The organism is Acinetobacter schindleri (genome assembly GCF_010918895.1).
In the GTDB taxonomy this organism is placed as follows: domain Bacteria; phylum Pseudomonadota; class Gammaproteobacteria; order Pseudomonadales; family Moraxellaceae; genus Acinetobacter; species Acinetobacter schindleri.
Genome location: NZ_CP044486.1, coordinates 1 through 18373 on the forward strand (window position 1 = coordinate 1; position 18373 = coordinate 18373).

General features: G+C 38.1%; 17 protein-coding genes. 13 read left to right on the top strand and 4 right to left on the bottom strand.

Features of this window, described 5'->3' with window-relative positions; genetic code table 11:
- Positions 1-59: 59 nt before the first annotated feature.
- Positions 60-626, top strand: a complete 567-nt coding sequence (locus FSC11_RS15755; protein ID WP_104470814.1) for a recombinase family protein — start codon at positions 60-62, stop codon at positions 624-626.
- Positions 627-841: 215 nt separating this feature from the next.
- Here FSC11_RS15755 and FSC11_RS15760 read toward each other — a convergent pair whose 3' ends face one another.
- Positions 842-2122, bottom strand: a complete 1281-nt coding sequence (locus tag FSC11_RS15760) for a cation efflux transmembrane domain-containing protein (protein WP_163167881.1) — start codon at positions 2120-2122, stop codon at positions 842-844.
- 90 nt (positions 2123-2212) lie between these two features.
- Here FSC11_RS15760 and cadR point away from each other — a divergent pair, with 90 nt between their 5' ends.
- The 6 genes from cadR to FSC11_RS15790 all read left to right on the top strand — a co-directional run bounded on the left by cadR (position 2213) and on the right by FSC11_RS15790 (position 9944).
- Positions 2213-2605: a Cd(II)/Pb(II)-responsive transcriptional regulator gene (gene cadR / locus FSC11_RS15765; protein WP_004281856.1), complete on the top strand. Its 393-nt coding sequence runs from the start codon at positions 2213-2215 to the stop codon at positions 2603-2605.
- Between the two features lie 142 nt (positions 2606-2747).
- Positions 2748-3158: a hypothetical protein gene (locus FSC11_RS15770; protein WP_025465702.1), complete on the top strand. Its 411-nt coding sequence runs from the start codon at positions 2748-2750 to the stop codon at positions 3156-3158.
- 48 nt (positions 3159-3206) lie between these two features.
- Positions 3207-4574, top strand: a complete 1368-nt coding sequence (locus tag FSC11_RS15775; RefSeq protein WP_163167883.1) for a TolC family protein — start codon at positions 3207-3209, stop codon at positions 4572-4574.
- A 1-nt stretch (position 4575) separates the two neighbouring features.
- Complete coding sequence (locus FSC11_RS15780; protein ID WP_016165561.1) at positions 4576-5811, top strand: efflux RND transporter periplasmic adaptor subunit; 1236 nt, start codon at positions 4576-4578, stop codon at positions 5809-5811.
- Positions 5801-8959 carry an efflux RND transporter permease subunit gene (locus tag FSC11_RS15785; RefSeq protein WP_016165560.1) on the top strand — a complete coding sequence of 1053 codons (3159 nt, stop codon included), beginning with the start codon at positions 5801-5803 and terminating at the stop codon, positions 8957-8959. The genes FSC11_RS15780 and FSC11_RS15785 overlap by 11 nt, the downstream gene beginning before the upstream one ends.
- An 85-nt stretch (positions 8960-9044) precedes the next feature.
- Complete coding sequence (locus FSC11_RS15790) at positions 9045-9944, top strand: cation diffusion facilitator family transporter (RefSeq protein ID WP_016165559.1); 900 nt, start codon at positions 9045-9047, stop codon at positions 9942-9944.
- A 115-nt stretch (positions 9945-10059) separates the two neighbouring features.
- On the opposite strand, the gene FSC11_RS15795 is transcribed toward FSC11_RS15790, so the two are convergent.
- The gene (locus tag FSC11_RS15795; RefSeq protein WP_163167885.1) at positions 10060-10764 is read right to left on the bottom strand and encodes an IS6-like element IS1008 family transposase; all 705 of its coding nucleotides are present in this window, start codon (positions 10762-10764) and stop codon (positions 10060-10062) included.
- Positions 10765-11014: 250 nt separating this feature from the next.
- On the opposite strand from FSC11_RS15795, the gene FSC11_RS15800 reads away from it, so the two are divergent.
- The 3 genes from FSC11_RS15800 to FSC11_RS15810 all read left to right on the top strand — a co-directional run bounded on the left by FSC11_RS15800 (position 11015) and on the right by FSC11_RS15810 (position 13691).
- Positions 11015-11374, top strand: coding sequence for a hypothetical protein (locus FSC11_RS15800; RefSeq protein ID WP_008306067.1), 360 nt, complete (start codon positions 11015-11017; stop codon positions 11372-11374).
- A 421-nt stretch (positions 11375-11795) separates the two neighbouring features.
- The gene (locus FSC11_RS15805) at positions 11796-12374 is read left to right on the top strand and encodes a LexA family protein (protein ID WP_008306069.1); all 579 of its coding nucleotides are present in this window, start codon (positions 11796-11798) and stop codon (positions 12372-12374) included.
- Between the two features lie 21 nt (positions 12375-12395).
- Positions 12396-13691 (top strand): Y-family DNA polymerase, encoded by a 1296-nt coding sequence (locus tag FSC11_RS15810; RefSeq protein ID WP_008306070.1) that lies wholly within the window; start codon positions 12396-12398, stop codon positions 13689-13691.
- Between the two features lie 43 nt (positions 13692-13734).
- On the opposite strand, the gene FSC11_RS15815 is transcribed toward FSC11_RS15810, so the two are convergent.
- Positions 13735-14109, bottom strand: coding sequence for a hypothetical protein (locus FSC11_RS15815; protein WP_034592760.1), 375 nt, complete (start codon positions 14107-14109; stop codon positions 13735-13737).
- A 274-nt stretch (positions 14110-14383) separates the two neighbouring features.
- Here FSC11_RS15815 and FSC11_RS15820 point away from each other — a divergent pair, with 274 nt between their 5' ends.
- Positions 14384-14704, top strand: coding sequence for a plasmid mobilization protein (locus FSC11_RS15820; protein WP_163167887.1), 321 nt, complete (start codon positions 14384-14386; stop codon positions 14702-14704).
- Positions 14701-17601 carry a relaxase/mobilization nuclease domain-containing protein gene (locus FSC11_RS15825; protein ID WP_163167889.1) on the top strand — a complete coding sequence of 967 codons (2901 nt, stop codon included), beginning with the start codon at positions 14701-14703 and terminating at the stop codon, positions 17599-17601. Before FSC11_RS15820 ends, FSC11_RS15825 begins: the two co-directional genes overlap by 4 nt.
- 17 nt (positions 17602-17618) lie before the next feature.
- Here the strand turns inward: FSC11_RS15825 and FSC11_RS15830 are convergent, their stop codons facing one another.
- Positions 17619-17873 (bottom strand): hypothetical protein, encoded by a 255-nt coding sequence (locus FSC11_RS15830; RefSeq protein WP_008306074.1) that lies wholly within the window; start codon positions 17871-17873, stop codon positions 17619-17621.
- Between the two features lie 196 nt (positions 17874-18069).
- Here FSC11_RS15830 and FSC11_RS15835 point away from each other — a divergent pair, with 196 nt between their 5' ends.
- Complete coding sequence (locus FSC11_RS15835) at positions 18070-18276, top strand: helix-turn-helix domain-containing protein (RefSeq protein WP_034592763.1); 207 nt, start codon at positions 18070-18072, stop codon at positions 18274-18276.
- The last annotated feature ends 97 nt before the right edge of the window (positions 18277-18373 follow it).

Consider the following 18373-nt stretch of genomic DNA (forward strand, 5'->3'; position numbering starts at 1 on the left):
GTATTAAAAATTTATAATTTACGAAATTGTTCATTTTTCTTCAATTGGGGCGTGAAAAAGTGAAAGGCCAAAAAGTAGGGTATGTCCGGGTCAGTTCTGTCGAGCAAAACACTGGACGTCAACTTGAGGGAATTGAAGTCGACCGGATTTTTGTTGATCGTGCGTCAGGTAAAAATACCGACCGACCGAAATTTCAAGAAATGTTGAATTATGTCCGGGAAGGAGACCAAGTGATAGTACATTCCATGGATCGTTTTGCGCGAAGCTTAAAAGATTTGGTGACTGAAGTAGATAAACTGGTCAAACGAGGGATCTCCATCCAGTTTGTAAAAGAAAATATTACTTTTACGGCCCAATCCACTCCGATGGATAATTTGATGCTGCAACTGATGGGTGCTTTTGCACAGTTCGAACGTGAGATTATTCTGGAGCGGCAAAAGGAAGGAATTAAACTGGCATCAGCTCAAGGGAAGTACAAAGGTCGGGTACATAAATTGAAACCTGAGCAGGCTGAAGCTTTACGACAAGCATGGAAGGAAGGGAAATATCCTTCAAAAATGGCATTAGGTCAGGCATTCGGTATTAGTCGTCAAGCGGTATACCGCTATTTAAAAGCCGGGGAATAACTCAATTGAATTTTCGACTATATTTAGTTTAGCTTATGAAAATGAGGGAATGTGATAAATCTATGAAAAAGCCTATTCGAGGGGGGAGATTGAACTATCATACTGATTTTAGATGACCATTTAATCAATCACCCCAGATGTTTAGAAAAGAAAAAACCCCGGCATCCTGCTGGGGTTTTTAGTATTGGTTCGCTCGGTATAACTCTTGTTGTACCTTACTTCAAAGCCAAAATCTTTCGAGCACCATTAAGTACGAATAAAGAAACCAGTATACCAATGATTAAGTCTGGATAAGCTGATCCCGTCCATGCCACGAGTACACCGGCAAATATGACGCCCATATTTACCACAACGTCATTCGCTGAGAAAATCCAACTGGCTTTCATATGTGCGCCATCTTCTCGATGACCAGAAATAAGATATAAGCATGTCACGTTAGCTAAAAGTGCGAGCAGGCCAATAACAATCATGAGCGTTGATTCTGGCTCGCTTCCAAACATGAATCGTCTAATGACGTCAACAATCACGATGACAGCGAGTAATAACTGAATCCAGCCTGCAAAATGAGCTGCTTTTACTTGATATTTCGCAGCTTTCCCGACGGCATATAGCGCAATACCATAAACGGCTGCATCGGCAAACATATCTAGAGAATCAGCAATCAATCCTGTAGAAGCAGCAATAATACCGCTGATGAATTCTATAAAGAACAGTAGAGCATTAATGCCTAATAACAGTTTAAGTACTTTAGCTTGTCTTACAGGATCAGGTTCATTGGGTAGGTCACCTGAAGAAAGCTGTGTTTCATCAAGTTTCGCCCCAAAACCCAGTCCTTCAAGTTTGGCCGTAATTTGCTGAATCCCTTCATTATGGAAGACTTTCAGTTTTCGATTGGGAAGATCAAAAGTAAGACCTTTAACTGCTTCAAGATCTGCAAGAGTCATACGGACCATTTGCTCTTCAGCAGAGCAATCCATTTTAGGAATGGTGTAGGTACTTGTTTGCTTGGCCTGTTGATTGCTTATATAAGTTTCAGTCTTCACAAGCTTTGCCCCAAAACCCAGTCCTTCAAGTTTGGTGGTTATATTTTCATCTTTTTGATTATGTAGAACCTTTAAAGAACGGTTAGGTAAATCAAAGATGAGTTTTTGAACACCATCAATTGAAGATAGCGCCATACGAACCATCTGTTCTTCCGCAGAACAATCCATTTTGGGAACTAAGTATTCACTCATGTAGTGCGAATCTTTTAAAACGTTTTCAGTGCTTAAATTTTCTTTGGGATCAGAACCACAACAGGATTGAGCGGTATCTTCACAACTGTTTGAAGTGTTACAGCAAGGAGATGAAGATTTTTCTTCTTCCTCTTCACCACAACAGCTAGGCGTATTATCACAATTCTTTGAATTGCTTGCTTCTGCAATTGATGGATGATTTTCTTGTTGAGATTTCTTATCTTCGCATGGTGTTTCTTTACTACATCCACAACCACTCATAGTTATACCCATTAAAAAAATTTATAAACTTTGAATATTAGAATCCCTATAGTTACTATAGAGTCAAGATTTTTTGGAAATACCAACTCAATGCATTTAAAAATTGGTGAACTCTCTAAAAAAACCTCATGTTCAGTATTAACAATTAGGTTTTATGAAAAGGAAGGTTTAATTCCGGAACCCGAAAGAACAGAAGGAAATTACCGCCTTTACGATATAGGCTATGTTGAGCGAATTAAGTTTATTTTGAATTGCCGAACTTTAAATATGAGTTTGAATGAAATTCGTCAATTACTCACCTATAAAGATAATCCCAAGAAAAATTGTTCAGATGTGAATGAATTAATTGACTTACATGTCAGTGCTATCAGAGAAAATATAATCAAGCAACAAAAGCTTATTGAACAATTATCTGATTTAAGAGGTACTTGTGATGGCTTATGTACAATTGACCAATGTGGAGTTCTAAAAAATCTAGCTTGATTATCTAGACCTATGCTTTTTTCAAAAATTCTGTATATCTTTACTTAAGGCTGCAAAAAGTTTAAGGTTACTCAAATTCTGTGATCAGATCTTTGATAGATCTGGACAGCTTCTTATTGGTGTTTTAAATACAGATTTGTGTATGAAGAGAAAAACATTTCTAATCCAGATATTGGTACTCTTATTCACATTCCAGAATATTTGGAGTGTGGCAGAGGCTGCGTGTCTGCATGAAATGCCAAACATACCCAATTCAATACTCTCTAATCCAATCGATTTAGACGAAAAGAGTGATAGTCCTAGTCAAGCACTTTATTCCTTAGAAAACTATAAAGAAATTTATGACTATTGTCAGAAGGTTTGTTTTAACGAAAAGTGCAGTCATTTCTCAAATACAATCGTGATTCAGATTGACCCACCCGATGATTTGAAGCTTAAAACTCATTTTGAGACAGTCCTTACACCATCTTATTTGGGAAGAACTTTTTATAAATCCCCTTATCTGAATCAATTAACACCCCCTCCTGATTTGCCCCTACTATTGGTGGGGTAGTCTTATAAAAGCCCACCACTCCTAATCTCATTATGTGTGGGGCATTTCATGTCAAAAAACAAATTATATCAGGATACTTCTATCCTGAATTTATCCTGGTCAGCATTCCGTACAGGTGTCTTGCTATCAGCAATGATCAGCTTGAGTACTTCTGTAGTCGCCAGTCCTCAAGATTTAACGCTGCGACAAGCCATTGATCAGGTCAACCAGTATCAAGCGTCCCAAAATTTCTGGGAAACGCAAAACAGCATTAATGCCACGAATCTTCAGCAAAGTAAGCTGTTTAAAAATCCTGAACTGTCAGTTGAACAAACGGGATTTGGTTCAAATAATGAAAAAGAGCTTACCATTGGCATATCACAACCCTTGGATATTTTTGGTGAGCGAAAAGCAAACCAAAAATTAGCCAGTCTCTCTACAGATAAAACAGCACTGAAGCAGAAGATTTATCAAGCGCAAATTGAGCTTGCAGTGAAATATGTATGGTCACAACTGGCCATTGCCGAACTTGAAAGAAACATTGTCAATGAACAACTTCGGGTGAGCGAAGAAAACCTTAAAGCGATCGAGAAGCGCTTTACTGCGGGCGGTATCGCGCAAGTAGATGTGAATCGCGCACGTTTAAGTCATGCTGAAAATATCCGTCTTTTTAGACAGGCCGACTTACAAGTCCAAGTGGCCACCCAACAATTATCAAATTTATGGGGAACCTCTGATAAGTCATTGCAGGTAAACCTCTCTTCACAAAAGCTCTGGCCAAAATCGACTCATCAGCAGGTTCAAGAATATTTAGCGGAAAACTACGTTGAGAAATATCGAGCTTTACTGGTATTAGAGTCTCAAGCAACGGTTGATCAACTAAGGGCAAAGGCACGTCCTAACCCCACTTTAAACCTAGGTGTCAACCGCACCCAATCCTTGGAAAACTCCACACAAAATCAATTAGTAGTCGGAGTCAGTGTACCGCTTAATATTTTCGATCGTCAGCAAAATGGCATAAAAATCGCGCAAGAAAAAATGAACTTATTAGAGCGTCAGAAAGACTTTTATCTAAAGCAAAATGCGCTGCAAATAGGCACGATCTTAACCGAGTTGCAGGGTTTAGAGCTTCAATTCAAAGTCGTTGACGAGACTCAAATTCCTTTGGCGACTCAAGTTCAAAGTAAAACTTTACAAGGTTTTCTGGCAGGAAAGTTTGCTTTAACCGATGTTCAGCAAGCCACGCTTCAATTACAAGACATCCGTCTACGTAAAGTCCAGTTGTTACGGGAGGGCTGGCAAAAGGCCATCGAAGCAGAAAGTTTAAGCTTAGGCATTAGCCCAAGTGAAGTCATGTCGAAAGATGCTATTGCACAAATCAATCAAAATTTATGGCAAGACATACAGGCCATGCCTGTCATTGGTGGGGGAAATTAACATGTTCGATCTTAAAAACAGCTTAAAAAAACAGAGCGGAAAAATCTCTCAACCCCTACTGATTAGTTTGGTCATCGGCGCTACCGTACTCCTCAGTATTTTCTTGATCTTAACGGGTAAGAATAAATCTGAAACATCAGATGAACATGCCGAGGAAGAAGGGGGAGAAGAACATGGTGGTGAAACCGAAGAGCATGCAGAAGGTGTGAGCCTGACTGCCAAGCAACTGGTGGAACAGGGCATACAATTATCAGCGGTCGATCAAGGCCCGGTGGTTAAATTAAGTTCTTATCCTGCCAAACTGAATGTGAATACTGACCAGCAAGCGCACGTCTCACCGAGTTTTAGTGGTCATGTAGAAAATGTCTATGTAGAACTCGGTCAAAAAGTTCAGAAAGGACAGCCTTTGGCTGCGTTGCTTGTTCCTGATCTAGTTGATCAGCAGGCCAATCTTAAAATTGAACAAACCAACCTTGAACTGGCGAAACAAGACTATGATCGTGAGCGTCAGCTTTGGTCACAGGGCATTTCAGCAAAACAGGACTATCAACGTGCTTATAACAGCTATAAACGGGCACAAATTCAGGTTCAAGCGGCCCAATCACGTTTAAGTGCATTTGGTGCAGTGAATGCCAGTAACGGACGCTATATTTTGAAAGCTCCCATTTCTGGCGTGATCAGTAAAAAGGATTTGGTTCTCGGGGAAAATGTTCAGTTAGCCGATCAACTCTTTACGATAGACCGGTTAGATCAACTCTGGCTTGAGTTTATTGTTCCAAATTCTGAAATTATGGGCTTAGCCCCGAATCAAAAGATCGAATTTAAATCCTTGCAAACGGAAAAGGTCTATCAGGCTGTTATTCAGACTTTAAATACTGAAGCGGATATTCAAACAGGCCGTCTTCAGGTGCGAGCAAAAGTTGAATCGAATGCAACCGAATTACGTCCAAACTTGATGGTAAACGTACAGTTGCAACAACGCAGTGAAAGTACCGCATTACGGGTACTTAAGTCCGCAGTTCAGAATGTCGATGGAAAAGATGTGGTTTTTGTAGCCACTCAGCATGGACAGAAAGTTGAATTCAGTCCGCAACCGGTGAAATTAGGGCAATCGTCTGGGGATAGCCAGTGGATTGAAGTGGTAAATGGGCTTAATCAGGGACAAAAATATGCAGCTCAAGGCAGTTTCTTACTGAAATCTGAGATGGAAAAAGGAGAGGCTTCACATGAGCACTAAAAGCCCTCACATTCCAGACCACGAATCGGTAAAACCTGAAGGGCTGTTTGATCGGCTGATCCAGTTTTCTATCCATAACGCCATTTGGATTATGCTGTTTATTGCAGCCTGGATTGCTATTGGTATTTATAGTTATCAAAAGTTACCGATTGATGCTGTACCGGATATTACCAATACTCAGGTGCAGATTAACACTTCAGCCAATGGCTTTACGGCTTTGGAAATGGAACAGCGGATTACCTATCCCATTGAGAATGCCATGTCAGGCATGCCGAAAATGGAACAAACCCGTTCGATTTCACGCTACGGCTTATCGCAAGTGACCATCATTTTTGAAGATGGCACGGATATTTACTGGGCCAGACAGCTTATCAACCAGCGCTTGCAAGAAGCAATGGGAGAAATGCCTGAAGATGTGCAACCTAACATGTCGCCTATTTCGACAGGTTTAGGTGAAATCTATCAATGGGTGATTAAAGCCGAACCAAATGCTAAAAAGCCGGATGGAACCCCTTATTCGGCGATGGATTTACGTGAAATTCAGGATTGGATTGTAAGACCGCAATTACAGCGCGTAAAAGGCGTTGCTGAGATCAACAGTATCGGTGGCTTTAATAAAACCTATGTGGTTGCCCCTGATCTGAACCGATTGCAACAATTGCAAATTCCTTTGTCTGATTTACAAACTGCCTTAACAGAGAATAATGAAAACCGTGGTGCTGGCTATATTGAGAAAAATGGACAACAGCTAACGGTTCGTGTTCCCGGCACTTTAAACACGATTGAAGATATCCAGAACATCAGTATTGCCAATAAAAACGGCTATCCGATTCGGGTGGCAGATGTCGCCAATGTCTCAATTGGTCATGACTTAAGAACAGGGGCTGCAACCTATAATGGTGAAGAAACTGTATTGGGTATTGCCATGATGATGATGGGAGAAAATAGCCGTACCGTTGCTCAAGCCATTGATGAAAAGGTGCAATCGATCCAGCAATCGCTACCTAAAGGTGTGGTGATTGAGACTGTGTATGACCGTACGCATTTGGTTGATCGGGCGATCAAAACCGTTCAGAAAAATTTGATTGAGGGTGCAATCCTCGTCATTGTTATTTTATTTCTCTTTCTAGGTAATTTCCGTGCTGCGCTGATCACGGCTTGCGTTATTCCACTGTCAATGCTGTTTACCTTGACGGGAATGGCAGAGCAGAAGATTAGTGCAAATCTGATGAGTTTAGGGGCACTGGACTTCGGTATTATTATTGATGGTGCAGTGGTTATTGTAGAAAACTGTATCCGTCGGCTAGCAGAAGCTCAGAAGCTGAAAGGTGGTTTACTTAGCCGTTCTGAAAGATTTAAAGAAGTCTTCTTGGCTGCAAAACAGGCGCGTCGTCCTCTGATTTTTGGACAGTTAATTATTTTGGTGGTTTATCTACCTATCTTTACCCTGACGGGTGTAGAAGCCAAACTTTTCCATCCTATGGCAATGACTGTTGTACTGGCTTTAATTGGGGCCATGATTTTATCTGTCACTTTTGTGCCAGCCGCAGTTGCCCTATTTGTCACTGGAGAAGTCAAGGAAACCGAAAGTCGCTGGATGCATTGGCTTAAAACCAAATATGAACTGCTTTTAGATAAAGCCTATGAGCTTCGTTTATTTGTGACTATTGTGGCTGCCTGTATTTTAGTGCTTACGGGCGTGCTAGCCACTCAAACAGGTAGCGAGTTTGCACCTCAACTGGGTGAAGGTGATTTTGCTGTTCAGCAAATGCGTTCCCCAAGTACAGGGTTAGAACAGTCACTGAGAATGCAGGAAAATACTGAAAAGTTACTGTTGAAAGAATTTCCTGAAATTAAAGCGATCTTTGCCCGTACCGGTACAGCAGAAGTGGCCACAGATGTTATGCCACCCAACATTTCAGATGGCGTGGTACTGTTAAAACCTCATGATGAATGGCCTGATCCAAAACAAACGATTGATGAGCTTCGCCAAAGAATGATTACTTTCTTAGCGACATTGCCGGGAAATAACAGTGAGTTCTCGCAACCCATTGAACTGCGCTTTAACGAGTTAATTTCAGGGGTGCGAAGTGATGTGGGTGTCAAATTATTTGGTGATGACATGGAGATTCTAAATCGCGAAGCGAATAAAATTTCTCAAAAAATTAACTCAATTTCAGGCGCGACAGCCGTTAATGTAGAACAGACCAGTGGCTTACCCTTGTTGAATGTAGAGGTGGATAAGTCCAGAGCTGCACAATATGGCTTGTCGGTAAGAGCAATTCAGGATCTGGTAGCTACAAGTGTCGGTGGCCAGAATGTTGGAACAATTTTACAGGGAGACAAGCGTTTTGATTTTGTCATCCGTCTAGATGAATCCCAGCGTAGTCCTGAACAGTTAGCGGTACTTCCTATTCAATTGCCGAATGGTGGTTTAGTCCAACTGCAAGATGTGGCACGCGTTGAAAATATCCTGGGTATTAATCAGGTCAGCCGTGAAAATGGTAAACGTCGAGTGGTTATTACTGCAAATGTAGAAGGACGTGATTTAGGCTCATTCGTAACAGAGCTTCAGAGCACGTTATCCAAACAGGAATTACCAAGCGGTTATTGGATAGATTATGGCGGTCAATTTCAAAATCTGATGTCTGCAAAAGCGCGTATGCAATTGGTGGTTCCGCTCGCATTGTTGACGATCTTTATTTTATTGATGGCTGTATTCCATAATATCAAAGAAAGCTTACTGGTCTTTAGTGGTGTACCGTTTGCCTTATGTGGAGGCTTAATCGCGTTGTGGTTGCGTGACATTCCATTATCCATGTCAGCAGGGGTTGGCTTCATTGCACTATCGGGGGTGGCTGTACTGAATGGCTTAGTCATGCTTACCTTTATCAAAGAGTTGCGACAACAATATGACCTTTATTATGCAACGTGGCAGGGTGCAATTTTGCGTCTTAGACCTGTGCTGATGACAGCTTGTGTGGCGTCCCTTGGGTTTGTCCCGATGGCTTTGGCAACCGGAACTGGGGCAGAAGTACAGAGACCTTTAGCAACAGTGGTTATTGGAGGAATTATCTCCTCTACCCTGCTTACATTGGTTTTATTGCCCGTACTGTACCGCTGGATGAATGAAAAGAAAGCTTCTTAATCCATTAGATTAAGCAATTTTTAGCAGAGATATTGAGCCTGTCTCAAGTATCTCTGCTAATCATGGATTGAATAAGGAAAATTTTATGTCAGAACATCATGATCATAGCCATGCGGTTGTTACTGAAGGAAATAGTAAGAAATTAATGTTTGCTTTGGGTTTAACGACTACTTTTTTAATAGTAGAAGTTGTCGCTGCTTTTATTACCCAAAGTTTAGCATTACTGTCTGATGCCGCTCACATGTTTACTGATGTAGCCGCATTAGCTATTGCTCTTGCTGCTATCAAAATTGGTAAAAAAGCCGCAGATGATAAAAGAACTTTTGGCTATCAGCGATTCGAAATTTTAGCGGCTCTGTTTAATGCAGTGATGCTTTTTGTAGTGGCGATATATATCGTCTATGAAGCTTACCAACGTTTTACGAATCCTGCTGAAATTCAAAGTATTGGAATGATGATTGTCGCAGTCATTGGTTTGGTCATAAATTTGATTTCAATGAAAATCCTTTCTGCGAGTGCTGAAGGAAGTCTAAATGTGAAAGGCGCATATTTAGAAGTTCTTAGTGATGCACTGGGATCGATAGGCGTGATTATCGGAGGAGTGGTCATTTATTTTACCCAGTGGATGTGGGTAGATACCTTAATCGCTGTGTTAATTGGCTTCTGGGTCTTACCTCGAACTTGGGTTTTATTAAAACAAAGTATCCATATTTTGCTTGAAGGGGTTCCTGATGAGATTGATATTGAGTCGTTAAGAAATGATTTATTGATGCTAGAGGGTGTTGAAGGGATTCATCAGTTGAAAGTCTGGGCTATATCTTCAAAAAACATTCATTTAACTGCTCATTTAGTTGCTCCTAATAGCGATCCAGATCAGCTCTATCAAAAGGCCTTAGACGTTCTAAAACATAATCATAGTATTACTGAAATTACGTTACAAATAGAAAGTACGGAATGTAATACATTGGAACAGCATAAACATTAAAGTGCTGCTCTTTCTACATAATGGACAGATGACTAGGCTGATAAACCTTACCATTTTCCTGTAGGCACTGTTGCAAATAGAGATTTGAGTCGATGAAGTTCCTTTTTAAAAGTGCTTAGAGACCGAAAACCCTGTTGATTAGACACACTTCACCTTGAGGCTGACCATAATAAAATGACGATGCTTGTCCTTTACGTAGTGCACGCATGACTTCAATACCTTTAATTGTGGCATAAGCCGTCTTCATAGATTTGAATCCTAATGTGGCCCTGATGATTCTCTTTAACTTACCATGATCACATTCAATGACATTATTTTTATACTTGATCTGCCTGTGCTCAATATCTACTGGACATTTTCCTTCTCGCTTTAACCGTGATAAAGCATGGTCATAGGTCGCTGCTTTATCTGTATTGATGACCCGTGGAATTTGCCATTTTTTCACCGTATTGAAGATTTTTCCTAAAAAACAATAGGCTGATTTACTGTTCCGTCTAGCGGAAAAGTAAAAGTCAATCGTATGACCACGTTGATCAACTGCACGATACAGGTAAGTCCATCGCCCCTTCACTTTGATATAAGTCTCATCCATATGCCATGAATGTAAATCTGTAGGATTACGCCAATACCAGCGTAAGCGTTTTTCCATTTCTGGAGCATAACGCTGAACCCAACGATAAATTGTGGTGTGGTCAACATTCACACCCCGTTCAGCGAGCATTTCTTGAAGTTCACGATAGCTGATGCCATATTTACAATACCAACGAACAGCCCAAAGAATGATTTCACCTTGAAAGTGCCGACCATGGAAGGGATTCATCTGCTGTATCTCGAAATAAATAAGATATTTAGCTTATCATGTCAGCCTATTTGCAACAGTGCCCTTCATAAAGCCTGTATATAGCATCTAGGCTTTATATATTCCTCATCATATTAATATTCTTATTTAATTAGCCATCCAGGTGTGTCTATTGGGGAGTAATCAAAACTGGTTAATTGAATAAAATTTAGGCCGCGTTCCTAATTTTAATGTAATGTAAAAAGAACGGTTTTTATATAAGGACATGATCATGAGTCCACATTCACAACAAATAGATAGGTCTAGACTTTTGGCTAAAGCATCCTGGAAAGCTGCTGAACAGCTTGGACTAAAGCCAGAGCAATTTTTAAGAATTCTGCATCTTGAAGGGATTGATGGTGAATTTTCTGAATTACAAACCTTAGATCCGAATTCTCAACAAGGGGAAATAGCACTAATTGTAATTCGGATTTACAGAGCTGTTTATAGCCTGAATGGTGGTGATATTAAATGGATGCATCATTTTCTCAATTCCCCTAATTCATTAACTGGAGGAGTTCCTATAGAACAGATGGAAAGTATGAATGGACTACTTTCTGTACTTAAGGCCGTAGAAGCCTTTCCATGTTAAGGTACTGACTTTTAAAGAATACCAAGAATTACTTGTGAACAAAAATAAGTATAGTTATCAGATAATATTGTTAGAGAAGTCCTAAAATAGCAGGCTATTATCTTGAGCACCTCTCCCTTTCATCTCTAGGCCCAGATCCAGTAGAAGTATAAAAAAGGATTATATAAATCATAAATACATATCATTTGAAAATTTCTAAGTTTCTATCAGAAGCTGTTTTATTACAGGGTCTAAATTCATCTAATGTTCATCCAGAGCCACTTTGTATGCAATTCACTGATAAAAAAATTAGATCTATAGAATTAGAAGTATCCTTAAATTTATACTTTTTATATTAACCGTTTATCCAGATTCTATTGTTTTTCGAAGGAAGAAAAGTTTACCATCTGATTACGTCACAAAATCAAATAATGGATGAGTTATGAACAACAAGCGTGGGGGAATCAGAGAAGGTGCAGGTAGAAAACAGAAATACAATGAACCTACCAAAACTGTAAGAGTACCTTTATCCAAGGTCGTAGAGATTAAAGATTATCTGAACAAAGCAGATAGCCAATGCTTTAATGATGTCGCTTTAATCACTCCTGTACAGCCATCCACTTACATGCAAATTCCTTTAGCAGCCGAGAAGATTGCTGCTGGTTTCCCTTCCCCTGCTCAGGATTATGTAGACAAGACATTAGATATGAATGAACACCTCATTAGCAATGAGGCTACGACGTTCATTGTAAAAGTGGCCTCTCTTTCCATGAGAGATGCAGGTATCGAAATTGATGATGAACTTGTGGTTGATCGTAGCCTTGAAGCCAAACATGAAGATATCGTTATCGCTCTGATCGACAATGACTTTACTGTTAAGCGCTTGATGATTGAAGGTGACTATCGCTGGCTTAAAGCTGAGAATTCTGATTGCTCTGATATACATCTTAGAGATGGCCAGGAGATGGTGATTTGGGGTGTAGTGACTTATGTCATCAAACCATTCAGGAAACGTAAGTAACTACTCTCTTGGTTTCATCATATGGCATATACCAACAAGATATTTGCTTTGGTAGATATCAACAACTGTTATGTCAGTTGTGAACGTATCTTTAATCCAGGTCTAAATAACAAACCTGTAATTGTCCTCTCTAACAATGATGGCTGTGCTGTGGCACGCTCCCAGGAAGCCAAAGATTTAGGTATCAAGATGGGAGTGCCCCTCTTTCAAATTAAGGACATTGTAGAGCAGCATAAGGTCCAGGTACTCTCAAGTAACTATGCTTTATATGCAGAAATGTCTCGCAGATTCATGAAGGTCCTGTCTAAGTTTGTAACTCCTGAAGAACAAGAGGTCTATTCGATTGATGAATGCTTCTTGGACTTGACTGCTTATACCAAGAAGTATGATTTGACTGATTATGCACAGACGATTCGTCAGCGTATTTTTACCTGGCTCGGTTTACCAGTATGTATTGGCTTAGGTAGGACTAAAACTGAAGCCAAAATGGCAAATCACATTGCAAAAAATAACACCTACTTCAATGGTGTGTGCAATCTGGTTGCTATGGATTTTTGTGCTATAGAAAGCTTATATGAAACGATAGAGGTAGGTGAAATTTGGGGCGTAGGTAGGAAACATACAAAGAAACTAAATAGTCTTAATATTTATTCCGTGCTGGATTTCGTGATGGCCTCTTCTTTCATGATTAGGGATCAATTTTCCATTGTTATGCATAGAACATTACTTGAATTACATGGTGTCTCTTGTATCGAGTTAGAACATACTCAAGCCCCTCGAAAGCAGATTGTCGCAAGTCGTTCATTTGGCCAAAGGATTTATCATATTGATGATCTTAAAGAGGCTATGAGTCTCTATGTTCAAGATGCAGTAGCTCGCTTAAGAGGAGAGAATATGTTATGTGGTTACATGATTGGTTTCGTACAATCCAATCCATTTGATACGCATAGACCCTATTACAGCAAGTCTGCAGCACTTACTTTGCCAAAACCTACGGATAACGTATTAACGCTGTGTAAGATTGCCATAAAAATGATAGATGATTTATATCAGAAAGATGTAGGTTTTAAAAAGTGTGGCGTAATATTGACTTGTCTAGAGCCTAAATCTAGCCATATTTATGACCTGTTCACTGACATGAAACAAATAACCGCAGACAATAACTTGATGGATTCACTTGAAGAAATCCATCATAAGTTTGGAAAAACCAAGCTTGCCATGGGTGCAAGTATGTTACCGAATAGAAGCTGGAATATGTCTCGTGATCAACTGAGCCAAAACTATTTTCAATGGGACCAATTGCTTTGTGTAAAATAAACTCATGAATACTTAGTAATCCTGATCTTATTCCACCCCCTAATTATTTTTTCTTTTTTAAAATTTCTTGTAAGTTTTCAGCAGTAATGCCTGTGAAATTGTTTTCTTGTAGAAAAGTCAGGATTTCATCTACTGTTACTCCCCCATTAAAAAGTTGAAGTAAAGTTTCCTTATGTTGAGAAAGCAATTCATTTCGCGTAAGTGTTTTTTCATTCACTTTGACTAGATGGCGGCGAAGAATATCTTCAAAATTTTTAGCATCATTAATGCTATATATTTTTTGGTTCTTCGCTACATATCTTGAAGGCTTTTCTTCTTTTGCTGTTACAACTTCAAGAGAATTTTCTGTTGAGAATGCAGAATTTGTATTATCTGGATTTTCACTATCGAATTTTAAACTATTCTGATCTTGCATCATATTTCTTCCTTAGGAATAAATGTACAAGCCAATTATTCTGAATATATCACTGGACAGAAATGGCAAAACATGACCCTTTTTTGATTTTTAATTTACTGAAAAAAGTCATCTTTTGCGCTAAGAACAAAAAGAAAAAACAAGCATGATTTTCATTATATTCATTACATCCAATGAGCCGAAAAAAGTACAGGATGGGACGATGTATATCACATCGTCCATTTCACAAATATCGAGCTCGCTTCGCTCGGTCTCAATTTGTATATAGTAGAAAAAAATGAAAAAGGCTTTAAGAAACAAACAAATTATTATTCGGCTCACAGAAGATGAGTATCGGCAGATTACAGCTTCCTGTGAAGTCCTACACATGAATCAAGCAGATTATTTACGCAAGAAAATTTTTAATGAATCTCAAATCATTTTATTAGAAAAACAGGAAATTCATGATGTAAGAGTTACCGGAATTTTACTGACAAAACTTTTGGAAAAACTCAAAGATACACAACTCATTCTTTGTGAATTAGAGGAAATAAAACAGCTCATCACTGAGATCAAAATGACTGTACGTAAACTCAATGATAGGTTGGATAAGATATGATTATTAAAGTCATTCCCAACCCGATTGACTCATCAATTGATGAACGCGTGACTGGATTATCTGATTATATTCAGCATCCGAAGCAAACGCGTATTAATTATCTACCAGAGTATATTAATCAGCTTCATCCTGGTTTTGATGAAGGTTTACTCTCTGAAAAATGTGTCTATTCAAACTCGAGAAACTTTTTAGAGGTTGCTATCTATCAAAAAACTGAAACGTCGAAAACTATCAGTTCAAACTCTCATGTGATTGACCCAATCGTATTGAAATATCAAAAAATTGAAATGTCACAAACGGCCAGTTTGAACTCTCGTGTGATTGACCCAATCGTACATATGGTCGGAAGTTTTAAAAAATTTGAAGTTCCAACTGTTGAACAACTTGAAGAACAGATCGATATTTTAGCAAAACATCTGGGTGCAGAAGAGTTGCAAATGCAATATGCAATGCATCTGGATACAGACAATGTGCACTTTCATTTAATCGTCAATAAAGTTCATCCGTTCAAAAAAAATGAACACCATGAAAATAAAGTCATTGATCTTGGTATGGGGTGGATTTTGAATGCAGTCCATCGAGCTACTGCAGAAATTGAAGCAAAACAGGGCTGGGAGCCGGAACCTAATCCAGTTTTCATTTATAACCATGAAACTAGACAGTGTGATAAAAATCCAGATTATGTACCTCAGCCTGATGCTGAAAAAATTTATTCGAAAATTCGAGATCAAGAACATCGACATCAACAAAAAAGTCGAATGAGCAGTGAAATTGCGGTAGGAATAAACTATCAACACTATATTGAAAATAATATCCAGCAGGTAATGAACAGCGCTAAAAACTGGAAAGACTGGCACCAGCGATTAGCCGAAATTGGAATTTTGTATGAAAAAAAACGTAATGGTAGTATTTTTAAAATTCAGACAAGTGAAAAGCAAACACTCACCTTTAAAGCCTCATTATTTTGTAATAAACAAGTCACTCTGAAAAACTTAGAAAAACGATGGGGGGATTTTACTCATCATGATGTCGATCACAAAATAATTCCTCTGATCAAGTTAAGCGATAATATTCAGCACGTCCAATCAGCAAAAACGACACTACATTCTTATCATTTGTTCAAAAATGAAGATTTTCTAGTTAAAGATCTCCATGACGTTTATTTAAAATTAAAAGTAGAAAAGGATTCAATTAGTAAAAATCGTAAAGATGAATATCAAAAAATTTCGTTTAAAAATGAAAATTATAAGCATGATAAACAGCATTTTTTAAAAGACTTACAACAAAAATTTCCAGAGCAATCATCTGATGCCATTTTTACATTACTACATTATCATCATCACGCGGATCAAATTAATTCGAGAGCATCACAAAGAAAAAAATATAACGCTCAACATAAAAACCTAAGTGAAAATACATCTCAAACGCTGAAAAAATGCTTTCCATTTTCCACAAGTTTTGATTCATCGAAAATCACATCTTATGCAGATTTTTTAAAATTTTTCCCACCTTCACATTACTTGCTTATGCAACAACAATTTTTATTTGACCAACGTCAATCTAAAAATTTTATTTGCCAAGATAATCCAAAGATCAAAACAGCAAGAATCATTTTCGATTGGCATCAACCGCATGAACCTATTGCCATTCAAAATCAATATGGGATCCTCGTCTTTAGCAACTATTCTCTCGCCCGGCTGCAACAATGTATCAAAGTACTGGATCCTAATCAGAAAGGAACTCTCAGAGGCTCGTCAGAATTTAAAGACTTGTTCCATATAGCTTTGCAACATAGAGCCCAAAATATCAAGGATGTAAATAAAGAAAGGGCTTTACCAAGTTTTGAACGTTTGTCTCAAAACAATATCGAATCTTGCTTTACTGAACTATTTAAAAGATTTAAAACTACCCACGCACCTCAAAGTACTGCCATTATTAAAACTTGTTTGCTCTTAAATTGTTGCGGTATACCAATGGTGTTACTTCAATCAACATTAGAAAGTTGTATTAATCAAAAGAAATTGCCTGATCTTAAAGAAGATGATCTAAAGACCTTAAAACTTAGGATTCAAAAACTGATTTATACTCAGCCCAAAGAACTGAATAAGCAATATTTCAATTCATCTGATATTGAATATTGTTGGCAACTATATTTCAGTCTACAAATTTCTCCACTCAAGCAACCAAAAGAACAGAAGTACAATTCACAGCCTACATCTTCATCTTCAACACTAGAATTAGAGCTTGTGCCTAAGGCTGAAAAGAAGAGAACAATCAGACTTCCTGAAAATTTAGCTGAATCGGAGTTTGAACAAATGCTGCAATACTTTGAACACAGTCGAAGACTCAAATTTCAGAAAAAACAAGAAGTAGAACGCTTGAATACCTTAGCATCTTCAAAAAAAACTTCTATACCTTCTCAGCAGTCTAAAATGATGTTTTCCTCTAGGAAAAAATATGTCATAGAATATAAGTTTGGACATAAATTTTATCTAGATCAGCACGAGACTGCATTCATTGAAGCAAAAGATGCTTCATATATTGCTGTTGTAAGTGAAAAGAATAATCACATTCTTGATGCTTTACTTCTAGCAAAAGAGAAATATGGTACGGTGCAGGTCTACGGCAGTGAAACATTTAAAGACCAGGTAAAAGGATTAGCTACAGAATATAATATTCCAATTGTACTTGAAGAAGAATTAGAACAAGTATTCATTCAAAAAAGTGTCCCCCCTACCCCGTCTCCTTTAGAACTTAGTTTAGAAGAAAGGGATCTAGGCATACCTTTAGCAGAAGAACGAGCAGAGAAATTTTATGAGAATCAAAAAATTGATTCTCGAATGAAAGACAAGGAACAAAATTATTCCAAAGATAATGATTTAAATTATAGGTTATAAAATAGCCTAAGAATTGCTTAGGCTAATACATAGGAGGATTCAGGAAAGTATTTAAGAAATTCAACTTTCACTAAATCAATATTATTCACTTCAGGATTCTCTGTTAAAAAGTGTTCTAACCAAACCAAAACTGCTTCATGATTGTTATAGCAATGGTTCACATCTAAATAATTAGCAATCCCAAATCCCATTCCTACATTTAATTGTTTAATCAACTTATAGCCCATAAGCTTAGCTTTACGGCTTACCCATAACTCATCCGAAGTAAACATATAAAAACTCCTGCACCAATTTATTGTGTTGCAGGTTACTATTCCTCTAATTTACAAGATATAATTTTATTTAGATAGGCAAAAATACTTGTTATAGGTAAATATAACCTGCTGCAGGTCATAATTTACCAAAGTATTTAATTTAATGCAATAAAAATAACCTGCAGTAGGTTATTTTTAAACTTTGAAAGATAATATGATTAGATGTAAGTTAGCCAGCCTTATGGGTGAACGCAAAATCTTAAAATTAAGTGATGTTGTCCATGCAACGGGAATTAACCGTAATACTCTCACCAATATGTACTATGACAGAGCTGTACGTATTGAATTACCGGTAGCAGACAAACTGTGCAAATTTTTTAGCTGCACAATGAATGATCTATTTGAATATCTAGAGGATTAAGTGGACTTAGCCTCTATTATTTATATGTATTCCACCTTAACTTAACTATCCATATAAATTATTTGGTACCTACTAATCTTGGATTATTAAAACCGCA

What these genes read in the sequence shown, in the direction of transcription:
- FSC11_RS15820 (WP_163167887.1), top strand. Translation starts at nt 14,384, where the DNA reads ATGAAAAAGGCTTTAAGAAACAAACAAATTATTATTCGGCTCACAGAA.
- FSC11_RS15760 (WP_163167881.1), bottom strand. Translation starts at nt 2,122, where the DNA reads ATGAGTGGTTGTGGATGTAGTAAAGAAACACCATGCGAAGATAAGAAA.
- FSC11_RS15810 (WP_008306070.1), top strand. Translation starts at nt 12,396, where the DNA reads ATGGCATATACCAACAAGATATTTGCTTTGGTAGATATCAACAACTGT.
- FSC11_RS15805 (WP_008306069.1), top strand. Translation starts at nt 11,796, where the DNA reads ATGAACAACAAGCGTGGGGGAATCAGAGAAGGTGCAGGTAGAAAACAG.
- cadR (WP_004281856.1), top strand. Translation starts at nt 2,213, where the DNA reads ATGCATTTAAAAATTGGTGAACTCTCTAAAAAAACCTCATGTTCAGTA.
- FSC11_RS15825 (WP_163167889.1), top strand. Translation starts at nt 14,701, where the DNA reads ATGATTATTAAAGTCATTCCCAACCCGATTGACTCATCAATTGATGAA.
- FSC11_RS15780 (WP_016165561.1), top strand. Translation starts at nt 4,576, where the DNA reads ATGTTCGATCTTAAAAACAGCTTAAAAAAACAGAGCGGAAAAATCTCT.
- FSC11_RS15800 (WP_008306067.1), top strand. Translation starts at nt 11,015, where the DNA reads ATGAGTCCACATTCACAACAAATAGATAGGTCTAGACTTTTGGCTAAA.
- FSC11_RS15815 (WP_034592760.1), bottom strand. Translation starts at nt 14,109, where the DNA reads ATGATGCAAGATCAGAATAGTTTAAAATTCGATAGTGAAAATCCAGAT.
- FSC11_RS15785 (WP_016165560.1), top strand. Translation starts at nt 5,801, where the DNA reads ATGAGCACTAAAAGCCCTCACATTCCAGACCACGAATCGGTAAAACCT.
- FSC11_RS15795 (WP_163167885.1), bottom strand. Translation starts at nt 10,764, where the DNA reads ATGAATCCCTTCCATGGTCGGCACTTTCAAGGTGAAATCATTCTTTGG.
- FSC11_RS15790 (WP_016165559.1), top strand. Translation starts at nt 9,045, where the DNA reads ATGTCAGAACATCATGATCATAGCCATGCGGTTGTTACTGAAGGAAAT.
- FSC11_RS15835 (WP_034592763.1), top strand. Translation starts at nt 18,070, where the DNA reads ATGATTAGATGTAAGTTAGCCAGCCTTATGGGTGAACGCAAAATCTTA.
- FSC11_RS15770 (WP_025465702.1), top strand. Translation starts at nt 2,748, where the DNA reads ATGAAGAGAAAAACATTTCTAATCCAGATATTGGTACTCTTATTCACA.
- FSC11_RS15775 (WP_163167883.1), top strand. Translation starts at nt 3,207, where the DNA reads ATGTCAAAAAACAAATTATATCAGGATACTTCTATCCTGAATTTATCC.
- FSC11_RS15830 (WP_008306074.1), bottom strand. Translation starts at nt 17,873, where the DNA reads ATGTTTACTTCGGATGAGTTATGGGTAAGCCGTAAAGCTAAGCTTATG.